This is a genomic window from Salinarimonas soli (assembly GCF_008386575.1).
GTDB lineage: Bacteria > Pseudomonadota > Alphaproteobacteria > Rhizobiales > Beijerinckiaceae > Salinarimonas_A > Salinarimonas_A soli.
The window spans coordinates 15,021-30,052 of sequence record NZ_VUOA01000024.1 but is presented as its reverse complement, the minus strand read 5'-3'; the positions used below and the strand labels follow the sequence as shown (position 1 = coordinate 30,052).

Here is a 15,032-nt window from a genome sequence, read left to right as displayed (position 1 = left end):
GTAGCCGCGGTGGGACGCCACCGTTAGATCATCGAGAGCCGCCCCGGCGCAACCCGGGCCCGGCCCCGTCAGCTCCCCGCAGGCGCGATGTGGTCGGCCATCTTGGCCCCGCGCTGGCCCATGGGGCGCTCCGGTCCCGTGGTGGTGTCGCGGGAGGTCTGGTGCTCCAGCTCGGAATTGAGCTCGGCCCCCACCAGCACGATCCACATGGAGAGATAGATCCAGGTCATGAGGCCGACCACGGCGCCGAGCGAGCCGTAGGTGGCGTTGTAGCTGCCAAAATTGGCGACGTACCAGGAGAACAGGGCGGAGCCGATCAGCCACACGACGGCGGCGACGATCGAGCCCGGGGTGATCCAGCTCCACTTCGCCCGCGAGCGGCTCGGGCCATAACGGTAGAGGGCCGCGAGGCCTGCGATCGCCACGGCGAAGAGGACGATCGGCGGCAGCACGGCGACGAGCACCTTGCCGAAGGGCCCGAGCGGCAGGTAGCCGAGGACGTTGGGCAGCACCGCCACCACGCCGATCACCATGACCACGAAGACAATGGCCGCGAGGGTGAAGATGAGGGAGGCGACGTTGAGGGCGATGAAGCCGCGCTTCTCGTCCTCGTCATAGGCGACGTTGAGGGCGTCGAAGAGCGCCTTCACGCCGCTATTGGCGCTCCACAGGGCGACGGCGAGGCCGAGCGCGAACTTGAAGCCGAGGCCGTCGCTGGGCTGCGACACCAGCCGGCGCAGCTCCGTCTCGATCAGCCCCAGGGCCTCGCCCGGCAGGACGCCCCTGAGGCTCGCGATGTGCTGCTCCAGGGATGCCGGGTCGGCGACGAGGCCGTAGACAGACACCATGGCGGCGAGCGCCGGGAACAGGGCGAGCAGGAGGAAGAAGGTCGTACCGGCGGCGATCGAGCCGATGCGGTCGTCGGAGACCTCCTGGTAGAGGCGCTTGGCAACCTCCTTCCAGCCGCTGGCGGGGATCTGGGTCGGCTTGTCGGCGTCCCGGCCGCGCCCGCCCTCCTTGGCGCGCCGCTCCTGGACGCGCTTTGCGACGCGTTCCTCCTCCCGCGCGCGCAGCTCCTGCACGCGCTTGGCCACCTCGTCGTCCTGATGCACGCGCTCGTCCATGACCCACGCGATCCTTCACGCCAATGCGATTGTCCCTGCGGATTGAACGCATGAGGGGGACGAACGTTGCAGTGGAGACAGCGCCGCCGCACGTGGCGCCGCACCAGAGGCCACGCTCGCGCGTCCCGGGAACCGGGACAGAGGAGCGCGGTTGTTCCATCGAGACATTGAGGAGGTTCCCCATGAGCGTCGGCCAACCGAACGGTGACACCACTCGCGGCCAGTCCGCAGGCGCCAGCGGCGCCGAGACCTGGGATTCCGTCAAGGAGGACGTGACCGAGCTGGCCGGCACCGCCGCCGAGCGCGGGCGCACCTTCATGGAATCGGCCATGGGTCAGGCGACCGACTACGTCGACCGCCGCAAGGGCGACGCGGCCCAGTCGGTGGAGGACATCGCGAGCTCGCTGCGCGAGTCCGGCCGCGCCTTCGACGACCGTCCCAACATCAAGGCCTTCGTGGACGTGGCGGCCGACGGCCTCGAGCAGCTCGCGGACTCGATCCGCGGCCGCGAGTTCGCGGACATCTACGCCGACATCGAGGACGCCGCCCGCCGCCGCCCCGTGGCGCTCGCCGCGGTGACCACGGTCGCGGGCTTCATGCTGGCACGCTTCCTGAAGAGCTCGGCGCAGAACGCCTCGGCCCAGGCCCGAGCCTACCGCGCCGCGAACCCCCCGTCCCGGCAGGCCTCCGCTCCCGCGCCGCGCCGGTAAGGAGGACATCATGCACCACGATCATCAGCGAACGCAGACCGAGAGCATCCAGAGCCTCTTCGGCGAGGCGCTGCGCGAAAGCGGCGATCTCGCCCGCAAGGAGCTCGCGCTCTTCCGGACCGAGATGGCCGACAACGTGCGCAGCCTCGTCATGGGCATCGCGATGCTGCTCGCGGCGGCGGTGTTCGGGATGGCGACGCTCATCCTCCTCACCAACGCCTTCGTCGAATGGCTGGCGACCGTGGTGAACTCCGAGGCTCTCGCGGCTCTGATCACCGCGGGCATCACGGCGGCGATCGCGATCGGCCTCGGCCTCTTCGCGCGGTCGAAGTTCTCCTCGATCACGCCGAACCACACCGTGCGCTCGATCCAGCGCGACGCCGATCTCCTGTCCGAAAGGGTGTCCCGATGACCCAATCGATTACCGATCTCGAGCGGGACATCGAGGAGAGCCGCGCGCGGCTCGACCTCACGATCGACCGCATCCAGGGCAAGCTGTCCACCTCGGGCGTGGTCGACGACGTGATCGGCCAGGTGCGCCGGTCCGGTTACGGCGTGGTGGTCGACCGCTCGCTGGAGGCGATCCGCAACAACCCGGTGCCCGTGCTCCTCGTGGTGGCGGGCTTCGGCTGGCTTCTCCACCGGGCGGCGCGCCAGCAGGGCGCCGGCCGCGTGCGGGTCTACGACACGGCGTCGGGCGACGGCGTGCCGGTGGTGCGCACGCGGGTGAACCCGGTCTACGACCCCGACAACCCGACCCCGCATCCCAACGCCGACTATCTCGAGCCGCGCCGCAGCGTCGACGCGCGCGCCTGACGAGCCGCGCGACCCCTCATTTCAGGAGACCATCATGGCCGACAACAAGAACGACCCGCAGACCCCGACCACGGGCGCCTCGACTGGCCAGAAGCCCGACGACGCCAAGATCTCGGCCGGCTCCTCGCTCGGCAGCGCCGGAACGCCGCCCAAGCCCCCCGGCATGACGGGCGCGTCCTCCTCCGCGGGCGGCAGCCTCGGCGGCAGCCCCGCCATGGGCTCGACCCCCAGCACCGCGACGGGAACCGGCATGGGCGCCGGCTCGACGGGCGGCACGGGGGCGCAGTCCTCGACGCTCGCCTCGCACACCTCGCGGCCGCTCGGCGGCGGCGCGGGTCCCACGGGGGCGGGCGCTCGGCAGGGCTCCGAGTTCGCGCGCCATCAGGACCAGAGCGCCCATGGCGGCGGCCAGGGTGCGCAGGGCGGCCAGGGCGGCTCGTCCGACCAGGCCCGCGAGGCGGCCGACCAGATCCGCGAGCGCGCGTCCGACATGTACGAGAGCGCGTCCGACTGGGCCCGCGACAAGTACGACGCGGCGTCCCAGTGGGCGTCGAGCTCCACGGGCTCCCGCGGCGGCCGCTCGACCGGCAGCTTCACGCGCTTCGCCAACGAGAACCCCATGCTGGTCGGCGTCGTCGGCCTCGCGGCGGGCCTCCTGCTCGGCGCGCTGCTGCCCCGCACGCGTCCGGAGGACCAGACCTTCGGCGAGTGGAGCGACGAGGTCCGGTCGCAGGGCCTGCGCTATGCCAGCGAGGCGGTGCATCGCGGGCGTGAATATGCCGAGCAGGCCTTCACGGGCGACGATCCGGCCCATGCCCAGCACGAGAGCGAGTTCCGCCGCCCCGCGGGCAAGGACGACGAGGCCGCCCAGGCGGCGCGCGTGACGAGCCCCATCGCCGGGCAGTACCGCAACCACTGATCCGGCCCGCAACGGCAGGACCTCGAACGCCGGCCTCAGGGCCGGCGTTTTCGCGTGCGGCCCGGGTCAGGACGCGAGCGCGGCCGGCGCCGTTCCGGGGAAGCGCTCGTGCAGGGCCGCGAGCGTGGCGTCGAGGCAGGCCTGGACCTCGTCGAGGGCGGCAGGAGCGGGAATCGCGCTCGCGCCCCGGGCGTCGCTCTCAATCGCCGCAAGATGCCGCGCCAGGGCCGCGGCGCCAATGTTGAGGCTCATCGATTTCAGGCCATGGGCCGCCGCCGCGACCCGCTCGCCCGCCCCGGCCGACGCCGCCTCCCGCAACCCCGCCATCCCCATGGGGGCATGGTCGGCATAGAGGCCGATCACGCGGGCCAGGAAGCCCGACCCGCCCGAGGCCGCCATGTCCTCCAGGCCCCGCAGCGCCTCCGGATCGAGGAGCGGGGCATCGACGGCCGGTGCGTCGACCTTCGCCGCGGCCGGTGCCCGCGTGCCATCCGGCCCCATATGGGCCGTGAGGCACTCGGCGAGCCGGGCGAGGGTGAAGGGCTTGTGCAGCACCCCGTCCATGCCGGCCTCGCGCCAGGCCTCCGCCTCGGCCCCGACCACATGCGCGGTGAGAGCCACGATGGGCGTGCGGGCGCGGCTCTCGGCCCGCTCGCGGGCGCGCACGAGGCGGGTCGCCTCGAAGCCGTCGAGCCCGGGCATCGAGCCGTCCATGAGCACGAGATCGAACCGGCCCTCGGCGATGGCCTCCAGGGCCTCGCGGCCGTCCGCCGCGGTCTCGGCCCGGACGCCGAGGCGGGACAGGGCCTCGCAGGCGACCTCCCGGTTCACGGCGGCGTCGTCGACGACGAGGACCCGAGCGTCGGGGAAGCGGGGGAGGGCGTCCGACGGGCGCGCCGCGCCGCCGCGATCCTCGAAGGGAAGCCCCGCCGCCAGACGGTGCAGGGCCGCGTCCCACTCGCTCGGCGGCAGGGGACGGCGCAGGAGCCCGTCGGCGAGCCCTCGCTCCAGCACCTGCAGACCCGCGCGATCCCCCATGCCGGCAAGCGCAAGCACCCGCGCCGCGCCGCCCGGCCTGCGCCCGAAGCGCATGAGGGCCCCGGCATCGACGATCCAATGCGCCGGTTCGTCGTCGGCGAGCTCGGAGCGGGTCGCGGGAGCGAAGCCCCCGGCCGCAAGCCCGGTCTCCAGGGCAAGCCGCGTCGCCTCGCCCTCGACCGCGACGAGAACCCGGACCGGGGGCCGGGGCACGGCGCGGGACGGCGCGGGCACCGGCTCATGGCCCAGCGGGATTGTGACGACGAAGCACGAACCCTCCCCGACCCGGCTCGTCACCTCGATGCCGCCGCCCATCGCCTCCACGAGGCGCCGGCAGATCGAGAGCCCGAGCCCTGTGCCGCCGAAGCGGCGCGCCGTGGAGGCGTCGGCCTGGGCGAAGGCGTCGAAAAGGCGACCGATCTTGTCCTCGGGGATGCCGATGCCCGTGTCGCTCACCGTGAGCCGCAGGCTCGTGCCCACGCGCTCGGCCCGGATCAGCACGTGGCCCTTCGGCGTGAACTTCAGGGCGTTGTTCACGAGGTTCGACAGGACCTGGGTCAGCCGCACGGGATCGTTGACCACGTGGCGGGGCACGTCGGGCGCGATCGCGACGGCGAGGTCGAGGCCCTGCCCCGCGGCCCGCTCGCCGAACAGCGTGGTGACGGTCTCCAGCACCTCGCGCGGGTCGACCGCGATGCGCTCCAGCTCCAGCTTGCCGGCCTCGACCTTCGCAAGGTCGAGGATGTCGTCGATGATCGCGAGCAGGCTCTGCCCGGAGCGCGCGATCACCTCGGCATAGCGGCGCTGGCGCTCGGGCAGGTCGGCGGCGGCAAGCAGCTCCGCCATGACCATCATGCCGTTCATCGGCGTTCGGATCTCGTGGCTCATCGTGGCGAGGAAGTCCGACTTCGCCCCGTTGGCGGCCTCGGCCGCCTCCTTGGCGTGGCGCAGGTCGGCAGTGCGCTCGGCCACCTCCTGCTCCAGGCGTTCGCGATGGCGGGCGAGCCGATCGTCGCGCTCGCGGATCTCGGCGATCATGCGGTTGAAGCCCCCGGCCAGGACGGCGACCTCGTCGTCGCCGGCCACCTCGACCGCGGCGCCGTAATCGTGATTCCGGCCGATGGCGGCCATCGTGCCGGTGAGGCGCACCAGCGGCCGGGTGATCGAGCGCTGCAGCCGTACGGCGATGACGAGCCCGATCGCCATCGCGAGCCCCGCCCCGAGCACGGCGAGCACCAGCACGTCGCGGAACCGGCCCGCCAGGTCGCTCGTGTCGCTCACCACGACGATGCGCCCGACGGGAACGGTGGCATGGACCACGTCCACGGCCACCTTCATCGTGCGCGTCGCGATCACGTCGAGGGGCGAGGGCCGCGCGCCGTCGCTCAGGTCGAGGTCCCCGTCGAGGCGCACCGTGCCGCCGAGATCGGCGATCACGACGCCCTCGAGGTCCTCCAGCGCCGCGTAGAGGAGCCCGTCGACCCTGCGCATGGCCCGGAACGTCTCGATCACGGCCCGGCGGTCGCCCGCCGCCACCGCGCTGCCGGTGGCGGCGGCGAAGACCTGCGCGGTGGCGAGCAGGCGCTCCCGCTTGTCGGCCGCGTAGCGCTCGGTCTCCCCCCAGATGCCGAGGCCCGCCACCACCGTCGAAGCGACGCCGACGGCCACGAGCACGAGGCGCCCGAGCTTGGCATTGATCGAGCGGCGCGGCGCGAGGGTTCCGGTCATCGGGGCCAAAACATGTGGACGAGCCCGATCATTCGCAGGCTCGGTAAGGATTGCCTTAACCCAAGCATTTAACCCCGACTTATCGGTTCGGCGGCTATGGGTTTTCTATCGTCGCGCGAAACGAGACCATGCTTCTGTCCATCACCGCCGCGGGAGCCGTCTACCTCTTCGACCGACCGACCAGGGTTCTGGTGGCGGACGACGATCCCATCATGCGTGAGTTCGCGATCGCGCAGCTCGCCCATCCGGGCGGAACCATCGTCACGGCGGCGGACGGGGAGGAGGCCTGGGCCATCCTCGAACGCGAACCCGCCTTCGATCTCGTGCTCAGCGATCTGGAGATGCCGGTCCTCAACGGCTTCGGGCTCGTGGAGCGCATCCGCACGAGCGAGCGGCACGCCCATCTGCCGGTGGTGGTGATCACGAGCCGGGACGACATGTTCGCGATCGACCGTGCCTACGAGGTCGGCGCCACGTCCTTCGCGGTGAAACCCGTGAACTGGCGCCTTCTCGCCTATCAGCTGCGCTACGTCCTGCGCGGAAGTCGCATGGAAGGCGACGTTCGCGCGGCGCGGGACGAGGCCGAGCGGGCGCGCGATCTGCGCACCACGCTTCTCACCCTCCTCCAGCACGAGACCCGCACGCCGCTCAACGGCATCGTGGGCTATTGCGAGATCCTGCGCGCCACGGCGTCCGGCGGGTCCATCGCCGGCAGTTCGCTGGCCGATTGCGTGGAGCAGATCGTCACCTCCGCCAAGGGCCTCAACGAGGTCCTGCGGCGGGTGTTCTATTTCGCCCGGCTCTCCGCCGAGCCCCTGCGCATCGACGCCGAGACCGTCCGGGCGAGCCACGTCGCCGACGAGGTGGTGCGGGTCTGGCAGGCGGCGGCGCGCCGGGCCGGTGTCGCGCTGCGACTTGCCGAGAGCCCGGACGACGCGCTGCTCGCCGCCGACGTCGGCCAGATCTCGACGGCGCTCGGCGAGCTCATCGCCAACGCCCTCGCCCACGCCCTCGGTAGCGCGGTGGAGCTGGCGGTCCTGCGCCGCGGGGACGAGGCCGGCATCGAGGTGCGGGATCACGGCCCGGGGATCGACCCCGCCCGGCTGCGCCGCTGCCTGGAGCCCTTCGGTCAGGGCATGGATCCGCTGACCCGGGCCTCGGAGGGCCTGGGCCTCGGCCTGCCGATGGTGAAGCGTATCGCCGAGCTCCATGGCGGCACCCTGGAGATCGACAGCTCGGGGGAGGGCACCGTCGCCCGCCTCCTGCTGCCCACCGCGCTTGCCGCACGGGCCTACGGCACATGATCCTGCCGCGCGCCGCCACCCTGGCCGGCCGCTTCCGCCGGGACCGCGGCGGGGGCGTCGCCCTCGTCCTCGCCCTCGCGCTCGTGCCCCTGGTGAGCGCGGTGGCGGTCGCCGTCGATATGTCGACCTGGTACAATCAACGGGCGAAGCTGCAGGCCGTGGCCGACGGGGCGGCGCTCGCTTCCGCCCGCGAGCTGCGGATCGCGAGCCCCACGTCGCAGCACATCTCGCGCGTCGCGGAAGCCTATGTCCTGGGTGCGCCGGCGCTCGCAGGCGCGTCCCGCCCGGCGGTCGCCGCCTCCGTCAACGCAGCCCGCAACGCGGTCCAGGTCGACCTCACGGCGGAGGTCAGCCCCATCTTCACCCGCATCCTCACCGACCAGCTCCAGACCGTGACGGTGCGCGCCGTCGCGCGGGTGAGCGGGTCGCTGCCGGTCTGCGTCGTCGCCCTGGAGCGCACGCAGGAGAAGGCGCTCCACCTCGACAAGTCGGCCCGCATCACCGCCGAGCGCTGCGCCATCTACTCGAATTCCAGCAGCGCGCAGGGTCTTCGCGTCGACGCGGACGCCGTGATGCGGGCGGGGCTCATCTGCTCGGCGGGCGGGCGGTTCGGGAAGGGATCCAGCTTCGAGCCACAGCCGCTCACCGATTGCCCGGCGATGCCGGACCCACTCCAGGGTCGCCAGACGCCGAGCGCCGGCTCCTGCGCCGCCGGGGCGCCGCCGCGGATCGTGAACACCAACGAAACCCTCGCGCCCGGCCTCTATTGCGGCGGGCTCCAGATCACCGACGGCGCGAGCGTCACCCTGCTGTCGGGCGTCTACGTGATCGCCAACGGCCCGTTCCGGGTCGACAAGGGCGGCCGTGTCACGGGGCGCAACACGAGCTTCTATTTCCGCGGCGACGCGGCGGTGGTGGATTTCAGGCCCGAGTCCGAGATCAGCCTCACGGCGATGCGCGACGGCGCCCTCGCGGGCCTCCTGTTCTTCGAGGATCCGACGGCGCCCCTCGACCGCGACTTCCGGATCACGAGCGACAATGCCCGCCTGCTACTCGGCACCATCTACCTGCCGCGCGGCCACCTCCTCGTCGATGCCAAGCGCCCCGTGGCGGACCTCTCGGCCTATACCGTGATCGTGGCGCGGCGCCTGAAGCTCTCGGACGGGCCCAACCTCGTGCTGAACACGGATTACGCGGCCACCGACATCCCCGTGCCGAAAGGGGTCGGTCCGGGCACGGGGCAGATCTCACTTTCGCAATAGCGGGCGGCCGGGCGCGGCATTAACCATCCCTCAACCATGAATGCCGACAATTTGAGTGATCGCCCCTCTCGCGAGCAACGGCGCCGCGGTTCTCGGGGTTGATCCGGCAGCCCGGCCGATGGTGCGGGACGGTTGCGTCAGGGGGAGAGCCGGAATGGCAAAGCGGGTGCTGATCGTCGAGGACGACCCTCTCATCGCCTTCGACCTCCAGGCGATCGTGGAGGATGCCGGGCACGAGGTCGTGTCGGTCTGCGCCTCGCGTCGTGACGGGCTCGCCGAGCTCGGCCGCGGGATCGATTTCGCCCTTCTCGACGTCGATCTCACCGATGGCAAGAGCTTTCCCGTCGCGCAGGCGCTGCGCGCCCAATGCATCCCGTTCGTCTTCGTCTCGGGCTCGCTCCGCAGCGAGCTGCCGGCGGAGCTGGGCGCCGTGCCCTTCATCGCCAAGCCTTATGCCGAGGCCGCCATCGTGCGGGCCCTGCCGGCCTGAACGCGGAACATGAGAAGGCGCGCCCGAGACCGGGCGCGCCCCTCGCGTCAGAGATCGGCCTTAGCGGCGGGGAGCGCCGCCGGTCTGCGTGTTGAGCTCGTTGGCCGGGCCGCCGGCCTGCTGGTTGTCGCCCTGCTGGAAGGACGGGGTCAGCGGGCCGCCGCGCGAATCCGGGTTGCCCTGGGTGCGGGTCAGCGGGTCGGCCGTCGCGGCCGGATCGGCGGAGCGAACCGTGCCCGTGGTGGACGGGGCCACCATCGTGCCGCTCGACATCGGGGCGCGGGTGCCGCTGGCGCGGCCGGCCGGGCCGCCGGCGTCCTGGTTGTCGCCGCCCAGATGCGGGTTGTTGCCCTGGGTCTGGGTGTTGGGGTTCGAGGCGGGGGCGGTGGTGGTCTGGGCGAGGGCCGGGCCGGCCAGGAGGGCAGCCGCGGCGGCCGCGATCATGAGCTTCTTCATGGGGTCAGTCTCCTTCATCGAGGAACGATCAAGCGCTCCGACGGGCGGGGAACGATGAACGGCCCCCACGATCGACGCTCTGCCGGGATCAACGAGCCGAAGCGGCCTAGGTTCCGCAAGGTTTCGATGTCGCTCGCGATCGCCCGATCCTGACCCCGCGAGGTAAAGACCCGCACCCTCGCGTCGTGATGCTTGGGCCGGACGACCGGGGGCGAGCCAGCGCGTCAAATCGTGTCGGCGGGTGATCCCGGGGCGATCGTGACGCGTTTAAGGTCCATGACCCACGAAGATTCCAGGCTCGGCTTCTGCTGCAAGTTCATCCCCGCGGACGGCGACGCCGCCGAGGCGAAGCGGATGAACATCACCATGGTCACCATGGCCTATCTGGGGCGGCTCGGGCCGGGGGCCGCCTACGACAAGGTCGCCGCCGTGGTGGCCCATAATCTCGAGGCCGTGCGCCGGCAGATCGAGTGGGTGGCGGGACGACCGCGGCCGGAACGCCTCCTGCGTCTGGCAAGCCAGATCCTTCCCGGCTACACCCACCCGGTAGCGCGCGACTTCTACCGCGACGGCGACCTGCGCTCGCTCATCGAGACGAGCCTCGCGGAGGCGGGCCAACGGGCGCGCGAGGCGGAGATCCGCCTCTCCATGCATCCGGGCCAGTTCTGCGTCCTCTCCACGTTGAGCGAGAGCGCGCTCAAGAACGCGATCGAGGAGGTCGAGTACCACACCGAGATCATGGCGATGCTCGGCTATGCCGGCGGCTGGCATCCGCACGGCGCCCACATCAACATCCATGGCGGGGCGCGGGCGCCGGGCGTCAAGGGCTTCCGGGTGGGGTTGTCCAAGGTGTCGGCGGCCGCGCGCGACCTGCTCACGGTCGAGAACGACGAGACCTCCTACGGCCTCGACGACCTCCTGCCCCTGACCGACACCCTGCCCATCGTCCTCGATCTCCACCATCACTGGATCGCGAGCCGGGGCGAGTACATCGAGCCCGACGATCCCCGCATCGCGCGCATCGTCGAGTCCTGGCGCGAGGTGCGGCCCCTGAGCCACATCAGCGTGTCGCGGGAGGATCTCCTCGTCGACCACGACCCGGACGTCCGTCCCGACTTCGCGACCCTCATGGGGGCCGGCATCACGGCGAAGGATCTGCGGGCCCATTCGGACATGATGTGGAACGGGCCCGTGAACGATCTCGTCGGCCGGCATCTCGCCTGGTCGGATTTCGAGATCGAGGCGAAGTTCAAGAACCTCGCCTCCGAGGGCATCGCGGCCCACGTGGCGGGGCAGGCCGTGCCGGCGCGGGCGGGGCTCATCCTGCCGCCGGACCTTCGCGACGCAGCCGAATGAGCGGGCCGCCCGTCACGCCCGACGGACGCTACCTCGTGGTGCGCGGCCGCCTCTGGCGCCGGGCGAACCCGTTCCTTCCCGAGCCCGAGCGCGCGGCTCTCGTCGCCAAATTGATGGACGCGCGACGTGCCGTCGGCGCGGCATTGCGGGCCGGGAATGCGGAGGTGCTCAAGGCGGCGCGGGCGCGGGTCGATGCGGCCAAGCGGGCCTTGGGCGAGCGCGGGCCGGTCTGGTGGGACGACGGGGCGCCGGACCTCAACCGCCGGATGGCGCGCAACACGGTCTATGCCGGCTGGTGGGCCGCCATCTCCCCTCCCCCTTGCGGGGAGGGGTTGGGGGTGGGGGTCGGAAAGTCGGAGCTGGCGGGGAGGCAGGGAGCACGCACGCCTATACAGCCCTCTTCTGGACCGACGGCGGATAGCGTCTCGACCCCCACCCCTAACCCCTCCCCGCAAGGGGGAGGGGAAAAGGCACGTCACGCCGCGAGCTTGCCCGCGCGGGCGTCGCCGCGGGCGACCCGGGTGAGGAGGTAGTCCACCTCGGCCCGCGCGGCGGCGCTGAGGGAGCCGCCGGGCTTGCGTTGCGCGTCGCTCGCGAGGATGCCGCGCCGCTTGAGCACGTATTTGCGCACCGCAAGGCCGATGTTGGGCTGCTGCTCGTAGCGGATTAGGGGAAGATGGGCGTCGAAGAGATCGTGGGCGGCGTCGCGCCGGCCCTCCCGCGACAGGCGCACCACGTCGGCGAGCATGTCGGGGAAGGCGTAGCCCGTCATGGCGCCGTCGGCGCCGCGCTCCATCTCGAAGTCGAGGAAGAGCCCGCCATTGCCGCACAGAATCGAGATCGGCCGCATGGAGCCGTCGGCCTGGAAGCCGCGGAGCTGCGAGATCTTCTCCAGCCCCGGCCAGTCCTCGTGCTTGAGCATGACGCAGGACGGGTTGGCCTGGACGATGCGGCGGATGACGCCTGGCGTCATGACGACGCCGATCGCGAGGGGATAATCCTGGATCACCACGGGGATGTCGGCGCCGATCGCCTCGATGGCCCCGGCGTAATAGCCCACGATCTGGTCGTCGGTGCGAAGCGACGAGGGCGGGGCGATCATCACCCCCGCCGCGCCCGCGTCCATCGCGGGGCGGGCCAGGGCCCGCATGGCCGCGAAGCCCGGGGCCGAGACGCCCACCACCACGGGGATGCTGGCGCGCCGGATGATCCGGGTCGCGATGGCGAGCGCCTCCGCGTGCTCGAGCTTAGGCGCCTCGCCCATCATGCCGAGCGCCGTGATGCCGGTGCAGCCCGCCTCCATGAAGAAGTCGGTCATCCGGTCCGTGGAGGCCTCGTCGACGCGGCCGTCGTCGTGGAAGGGGGTGGGCGCGATCACGTAGACGCCGGCGGCGGAAGCATCGAGCATGGGGGTTCCGGGCATGAGCTCAAGGGCGCCGGAGCCTAGGCCCCGGCCGGGGCCTTCGGCAAGCCGCGCATTCTCGCAGGCCGCCTGGCGCGTCTCCCCGAGGGCCCCAAGCGCGACCGGAACCGCGCACCCCCCACGCCGGTTCTCCCCTCGAACAGGAGGCGACCATGCCCATCTCGAAATGGAGCGCCGCGGCGCTCGCGCTCGTGCTCGCCGGTCCCGCGCTGGCGCAGACCGCCACGGCCCCGCGCGATCCCAACATGCCCAGTCCCCAGACCGTGCCGGCCGAGAAGGTGCGGCCCGAGGGCTCCGAGCCCGGCACCACGGGGTCCACGACCGGCGAGAACCTTACCGAGCGGCTGAAGCGCAACGAGGGCGTGCTCACGCCCGGCCCCACCGGCGACAACGAGATCGTCTCGCGTCCGCCCGATACGGGCACGACCCCGGTGATCCGCCCGCCCGGCATGACCAACGACTCCCCCGTCAACCCGAAATAAGCGAGACCACCCCATGGCGGAAAGCCGCGAGCCCCTGGCCGTCGACGAGACGGACCGCCTGATCGCCGCCAACAAGGTGGAGGGCACGGCCGTGTTCGGCCGCTCCGGCGAGCGGCTCGGCGAGGTCTACACCTTCATGGTGGACAAGCGCTCGGGCCAGGTCGCCTACGCGGTTCTCTCGCTCGCCGGGCGGGGCGGGCGCTATCACCCGCTCCCCTGGAAGGCGCTCGACTACGACACGGGGCTCGGCGGCTTCCGGGTCGATCTCGACGGGGACCGTCTCGCGGGCGCCCCCCATTACGGCCACGACGAGGATCCCCTCGCCGATCCGCAATATGGCCGCAACGTCTACGGTTATTACGGCATCCCCTACTATTTCTGAGGGGCCGCTTCTCCCCTCCTCCACCTCGTCCCCCGCCTGAGCGGGGGCGGGCTCTGAGGCGCCCTGCAGCGCGGGACCTTGAAGGGCGCTCCAGGGATCACGGGACGGCTATGGAAGCGTCGTGCGTGCTCCGAGACGGCTGCTGACGCAGGCTCCTCAGCAGGAGGGCGTGGATTAGCCTTCGCCCGGGGCCGCGATTGTCGCGGGCGGGATCGGATCGCGGCGGCTGTCGTTGAGCCCTCATGGTCCACATGAGGAGAGCCCGATGGCCCCGTCGCCCCGTGAACTCAGCCGTCAATTGCGCGAGGAGACCTCCGAGGATCTGGCGCGCCGCCGCTGGACCCTCGGCCTGTCCTTCGTCGGCGTCGGCGCCGGCATGATCGTCGGCCTCTACCAGACCGGCATCCTGCGCCGCCTGCCCGACCTGCCCTCCAAATATTTCGACGCCACCCGGGTGGACGCCTCGACCTACGCCTACAAGCGGATGCAGACCCCCGACGGGCTCCTCATGGTGGCGAGCTATGCCGTGACGGCGATCCTCGCCGGCGCGGGCGGGCGCGACCGGGCCCGCGAGAACCCGGCGCTGCCGATCGCGCTCGCGGCCAAGACCGTCTACGACGCCGGCGTCGCGCTCAAGCTCGGCAAGGAGGAATGGGACGAGAACGGCGCCCTGTGCGGTTATTGCCAGGCCGCGACGCTCGCCTCGCTCGCCTCCGTGGCGCTCGCCCTGCCCGAAGCCGTGAAGGCCGTCGACCACCTGCTGGAGCGCTCGCGCGACGGTGAGCTCGCCTCCGTCGACCACACCCTGGAGCGTGATCCCGGCCGGCGCTTCGCCCCCGAGCGGATGATCGACGAGGACGGCTCGCACCAGCCCATCGCGCCGCGCAGCCGCCCGCACCAGGCGCAGCCGGGCGGCCGGCCGGCATGAAAAAGGGCCGTCGCGAACGACGGCCCTCATGAAGGCGTCAGGCCGGACCGCTCAGGCGCGCATCAGCTTGCGGTCGCGGCGGCGGTCGGCCGCCGGTTGGTAGGCCACCTGGGCGTGCTCCGGGCAATAGGGCAGGCCCGTGATGGACCGGCCGCCGCAGAAGCGGAACTCGGGGTTCGTCGGGTCGCCGATGGGCCAGCGGCACATGGACTCGCGCAGGTCCATGATCGTGACGCGCTGCGACAGGGGCAGGGCGATCTCGACCACGCGGTTGTCCATGTAGACCGGCGCCGCGGCGGCCTCGACGGCGGGCGCGATCGGCTCGGGGCGCAGGATGATCTCGTCCTCGTCCTCCTCGGCCACGGGGCCGGCGGGACGGGGCGCGGAGGGCTTGCGGGGACGGGGCGCCGCGGCCGCCACGGGCGCCGACTTGCTGCGCCCGGACAGGCCGAGGCGGTGAACCTTGCCGATCACCGCGTTGCGGGTCACGCCGCCGATCTCGGCCGCGATCTGGCTGGCGCTCAGACCGTCGCTCCAGAGCTTCTTGAGCACCTCGACGCGCTCGTCCGTCCAGCCCACGCTTGCATCCGTCATTCGCCGTCTCCGCCTTAGGC

16 protein-coding genes and 1 pseudogene are annotated in these 15,032 nt (G+C 71.9%); 12 read left to right on the top strand and 5 right to left on the bottom strand.

The genetic code is table 11. From position 1 onward, the window contains the following. Positions 1-68: 68 nt before the first annotated feature. Positions 69-1,124 (bottom strand): YihY/virulence factor BrkB family protein, encoded by a 1,056-nt coding sequence (locus F0L46_RS13650; RefSeq protein WP_149818421.1) that lies wholly within the window; start codon positions 1,122-1,124, stop codon positions 69-71. A 182-nt stretch (positions 1,125-1,306) separates the two neighbouring features. Here F0L46_RS13650 and F0L46_RS13645 point away from each other — a divergent pair, with 182 nt between their 5' ends. From F0L46_RS13645 to F0L46_RS26195, 4 genes are read left to right on the top strand one after another with little or no spacing between them, the layout of a single operon-like run. Beyond that, positions 1,307-1,834: a hypothetical protein gene (locus tag F0L46_RS13645; RefSeq protein ID WP_188311964.1), complete on the top strand. Its 528-nt coding sequence runs from the start codon at positions 1,307-1,309 to the stop codon at positions 1,832-1,834. Between the two features lie 10 nt (positions 1,835-1,844). After that, positions 1,845-2,246 carry a phage holin family protein gene (locus F0L46_RS13640; protein WP_149818419.1) on the top strand — a complete coding sequence of 134 codons (402 nt, stop codon included), beginning with the start codon at positions 1,845-1,847 and terminating at the stop codon, positions 2,244-2,246. Continuing rightward, positions 2,243-2,650, top strand: coding sequence for a DUF3618 domain-containing protein (locus F0L46_RS27075; RefSeq protein WP_149818417.1), 408 nt, complete (start codon positions 2,243-2,245; stop codon positions 2,648-2,650). Before F0L46_RS13640 ends, F0L46_RS27075 begins: the two co-directional genes overlap by 4 nt. A gap of 34 nt (positions 2,651-2,684) precedes the next feature. Next, positions 2,685-3,569, top strand: a complete 885-nt coding sequence (locus F0L46_RS26195) for a hypothetical protein (RefSeq protein WP_188311963.1) — start codon at positions 2,685-2,687, stop codon at positions 3,567-3,569. A 66-nt stretch (positions 3,570-3,635) separates the two neighbouring features. On the opposite strand, the gene F0L46_RS13625 is transcribed toward F0L46_RS26195, so the two are convergent. Next, a complete protein-coding gene (locus F0L46_RS13625) occupies positions 3,636-6,335 on the bottom strand; it encodes a hybrid sensor histidine kinase/response regulator (protein WP_149818415.1) in 2,700 nt (899 codons plus the stop codon). 128 nt (positions 6,336-6,463) lie between these two features. Here F0L46_RS13625 and F0L46_RS13620 point away from each other — a divergent pair, with 128 nt between their 5' ends. The 3 genes from F0L46_RS13620 to F0L46_RS13610 all read left to right on the top strand — a co-directional run bounded on the left by F0L46_RS13620 (position 6,464) and on the right by F0L46_RS13610 (position 9,391). Then, positions 6,464-7,639: an ATP-binding response regulator gene (locus F0L46_RS13620; RefSeq protein ID WP_149818413.1), complete on the top strand. Its 1,176-nt coding sequence runs from the start codon at positions 6,464-6,466 to the stop codon at positions 7,637-7,639. Further along, complete coding sequence (locus F0L46_RS13615; protein WP_149818411.1) at positions 7,636-8,901, top strand: pilus assembly protein TadG-related protein; 1,266 nt, start codon at positions 7,636-7,638, stop codon at positions 8,899-8,901. The genes F0L46_RS13620 and F0L46_RS13615 overlap by 4 nt, the downstream gene beginning before the upstream one ends. A gap of 154 nt (positions 8,902-9,055) precedes the next feature. Continuing rightward, positions 9,056-9,391 (top strand): response regulator, encoded by a 336-nt coding sequence (locus F0L46_RS13610; RefSeq protein ID WP_188311962.1) that lies wholly within the window; start codon positions 9,056-9,058, stop codon positions 9,389-9,391. 60 nt (positions 9,392-9,451) lie between these two features. On the opposite strand, the gene F0L46_RS13605 is transcribed toward F0L46_RS13610, so the two are convergent. Beyond that, complete coding sequence (locus F0L46_RS13605; protein ID WP_149818407.1) at positions 9,452-9,847, bottom strand: hypothetical protein; 396 nt, start codon at positions 9,845-9,847, stop codon at positions 9,452-9,454. A gap of 276 nt (positions 9,848-10,123) precedes the next feature. On the opposite strand from F0L46_RS13605, the gene F0L46_RS13600 reads away from it, so the two are divergent. Both F0L46_RS13600 and F0L46_RS26865 read left to right on the top strand, forming a co-directional pair. Beyond that, the gene (locus F0L46_RS13600; RefSeq protein ID WP_149818405.1) at positions 10,124-11,203 is read left to right on the top strand and encodes an apurinic/apyrimidinic endonuclease family protein; all 1,080 of its coding nucleotides are present in this window, start codon (positions 10,124-10,126) and stop codon (positions 11,201-11,203) included. Continuing rightward, positions 11,200-11,511: pseudogene (locus F0L46_RS26865) on the top strand (hypothetical protein); the annotation flags it as partial. The gene F0L46_RS13600 and the pseudogene F0L46_RS26865, both read left to right, overlap by 4 nt. Before the next feature lie 167 nt (positions 11,512-11,678). Here F0L46_RS26865 and F0L46_RS13590 read toward each other — a convergent pair. Then, on the bottom strand, positions 11,679-12,611 hold the full coding sequence (locus F0L46_RS13590; RefSeq protein WP_210247638.1) for a dihydrodipicolinate synthase family protein: 933 nt from the start codon (positions 12,609-12,611) through the stop codon (positions 11,679-11,681). 167 nt (positions 12,612-12,778) lie between these two features. Here F0L46_RS13590 and F0L46_RS13585 point away from each other — a divergent pair, with 167 nt between their 5' ends. The 3 genes from F0L46_RS13585 to F0L46_RS13575 all read left to right on the top strand — a co-directional run bounded on the left by F0L46_RS13585 (position 12,779) and on the right by F0L46_RS13575 (position 14,418). Further along, on the top strand, positions 12,779-13,108 hold the full coding sequence (locus F0L46_RS13585; protein ID WP_149818401.1) for a hypothetical protein: 330 nt from the start codon (positions 12,779-12,781) through the stop codon (positions 13,106-13,108). A gap of 13 nt (positions 13,109-13,121) precedes the next feature. Continuing rightward, positions 13,122-13,490, top strand: coding sequence for a PRC-barrel domain-containing protein (locus F0L46_RS13580; protein WP_149818399.1), 369 nt, complete (start codon positions 13,122-13,124; stop codon positions 13,488-13,490). 265 nt (positions 13,491-13,755) lie between these two features. After that, positions 13,756-14,418: a vitamin K epoxide reductase family protein gene (locus F0L46_RS13575; RefSeq protein ID WP_149818397.1), complete on the top strand. Its 663-nt coding sequence runs from the start codon at positions 13,756-13,758 to the stop codon at positions 14,416-14,418. Positions 14,419-14,469: 51 nt separating this feature from the next. Here the strand turns inward: F0L46_RS13575 and F0L46_RS13570 are convergent, their stop codons facing one another. Next, positions 14,470-15,012, bottom strand: a complete 543-nt coding sequence (locus F0L46_RS13570; RefSeq protein WP_149818395.1) for a GcrA family cell cycle regulator — start codon at positions 15,010-15,012, stop codon at positions 14,470-14,472. Between the last annotated feature and the right edge of the window lie 20 nt (positions 15,013-15,032).

Excerpts from the sequence above, each read along its gene's own strand:
- F0L46_RS13650 (WP_149818421.1), bottom strand. The coding sequence starts at position 1,124 with ATGGACGAGCGCGTGCATCAGGACGACGAGGTGGCCAAGCGCGTGCAG.
- F0L46_RS13645 (WP_188311964.1), top strand. The coding sequence starts at position 1,307 with ATGAGCGTCGGCCAACCGAACGGTGACACCACTCGCGGCCAGTCCGCA.
- F0L46_RS13640 (WP_149818419.1), top strand. The coding sequence starts at position 1,845 with ATGCACCACGATCATCAGCGAACGCAGACCGAGAGCATCCAGAGCCTC.
- F0L46_RS27075 (WP_149818417.1), top strand. The coding sequence starts at position 2,243 with ATGACCCAATCGATTACCGATCTCGAGCGGGACATCGAGGAGAGCCGC.
- F0L46_RS26195 (WP_188311963.1), top strand. The coding sequence starts at position 2,685 with ATGGCCGACAACAAGAACGACCCGCAGACCCCGACCACGGGCGCCTCG.
- F0L46_RS13625 (WP_149818415.1), bottom strand. The coding sequence starts at position 6,335 with ATGACCGGAACCCTCGCGCCGCGCCGCTCGATCAATGCCAAGCTCGGG.
- F0L46_RS13620 (WP_149818413.1), top strand. The coding sequence starts at position 6,464 with ATGCTTCTGTCCATCACCGCCGCGGGAGCCGTCTACCTCTTCGACCGA.
- F0L46_RS13615 (WP_149818411.1), top strand. The coding sequence starts at position 7,636 with ATGATCCTGCCGCGCGCCGCCACCCTGGCCGGCCGCTTCCGCCGGGAC.
- F0L46_RS13610 (WP_188311962.1), top strand. The coding sequence starts at position 9,056 with ATGGCAAAGCGGGTGCTGATCGTCGAGGACGACCCTCTCATCGCCTTC.
- F0L46_RS13605 (WP_149818407.1), bottom strand. The coding sequence starts at position 9,847 with ATGAAGAAGCTCATGATCGCGGCCGCCGCGGCTGCCCTCCTGGCCGGC.
- F0L46_RS13600 (WP_149818405.1), top strand. The coding sequence starts at position 10,124 with ATGACCCACGAAGATTCCAGGCTCGGCTTCTGCTGCAAGTTCATCCCC.
- F0L46_RS13590 (WP_210247638.1), bottom strand. The coding sequence starts at position 12,611 with ATGCTCGATGCTTCCGCCGCCGGCGTCTACGTGATCGCGCCCACCCCC.
- F0L46_RS13585 (WP_149818401.1), top strand. The coding sequence starts at position 12,779 with ATGCCCATCTCGAAATGGAGCGCCGCGGCGCTCGCGCTCGTGCTCGCC.
- F0L46_RS13580 (WP_149818399.1), top strand. The coding sequence starts at position 13,122 with ATGGCGGAAAGCCGCGAGCCCCTGGCCGTCGACGAGACGGACCGCCTG.
- F0L46_RS13575 (WP_149818397.1), top strand. The coding sequence starts at position 13,756 with ATGGCCCCGTCGCCCCGTGAACTCAGCCGTCAATTGCGCGAGGAGACC.
- F0L46_RS13570 (WP_149818395.1), bottom strand. The coding sequence starts at position 15,012 with ATGACGGATGCAAGCGTGGGCTGGACGGACGAGCGCGTCGAGGTGCTC.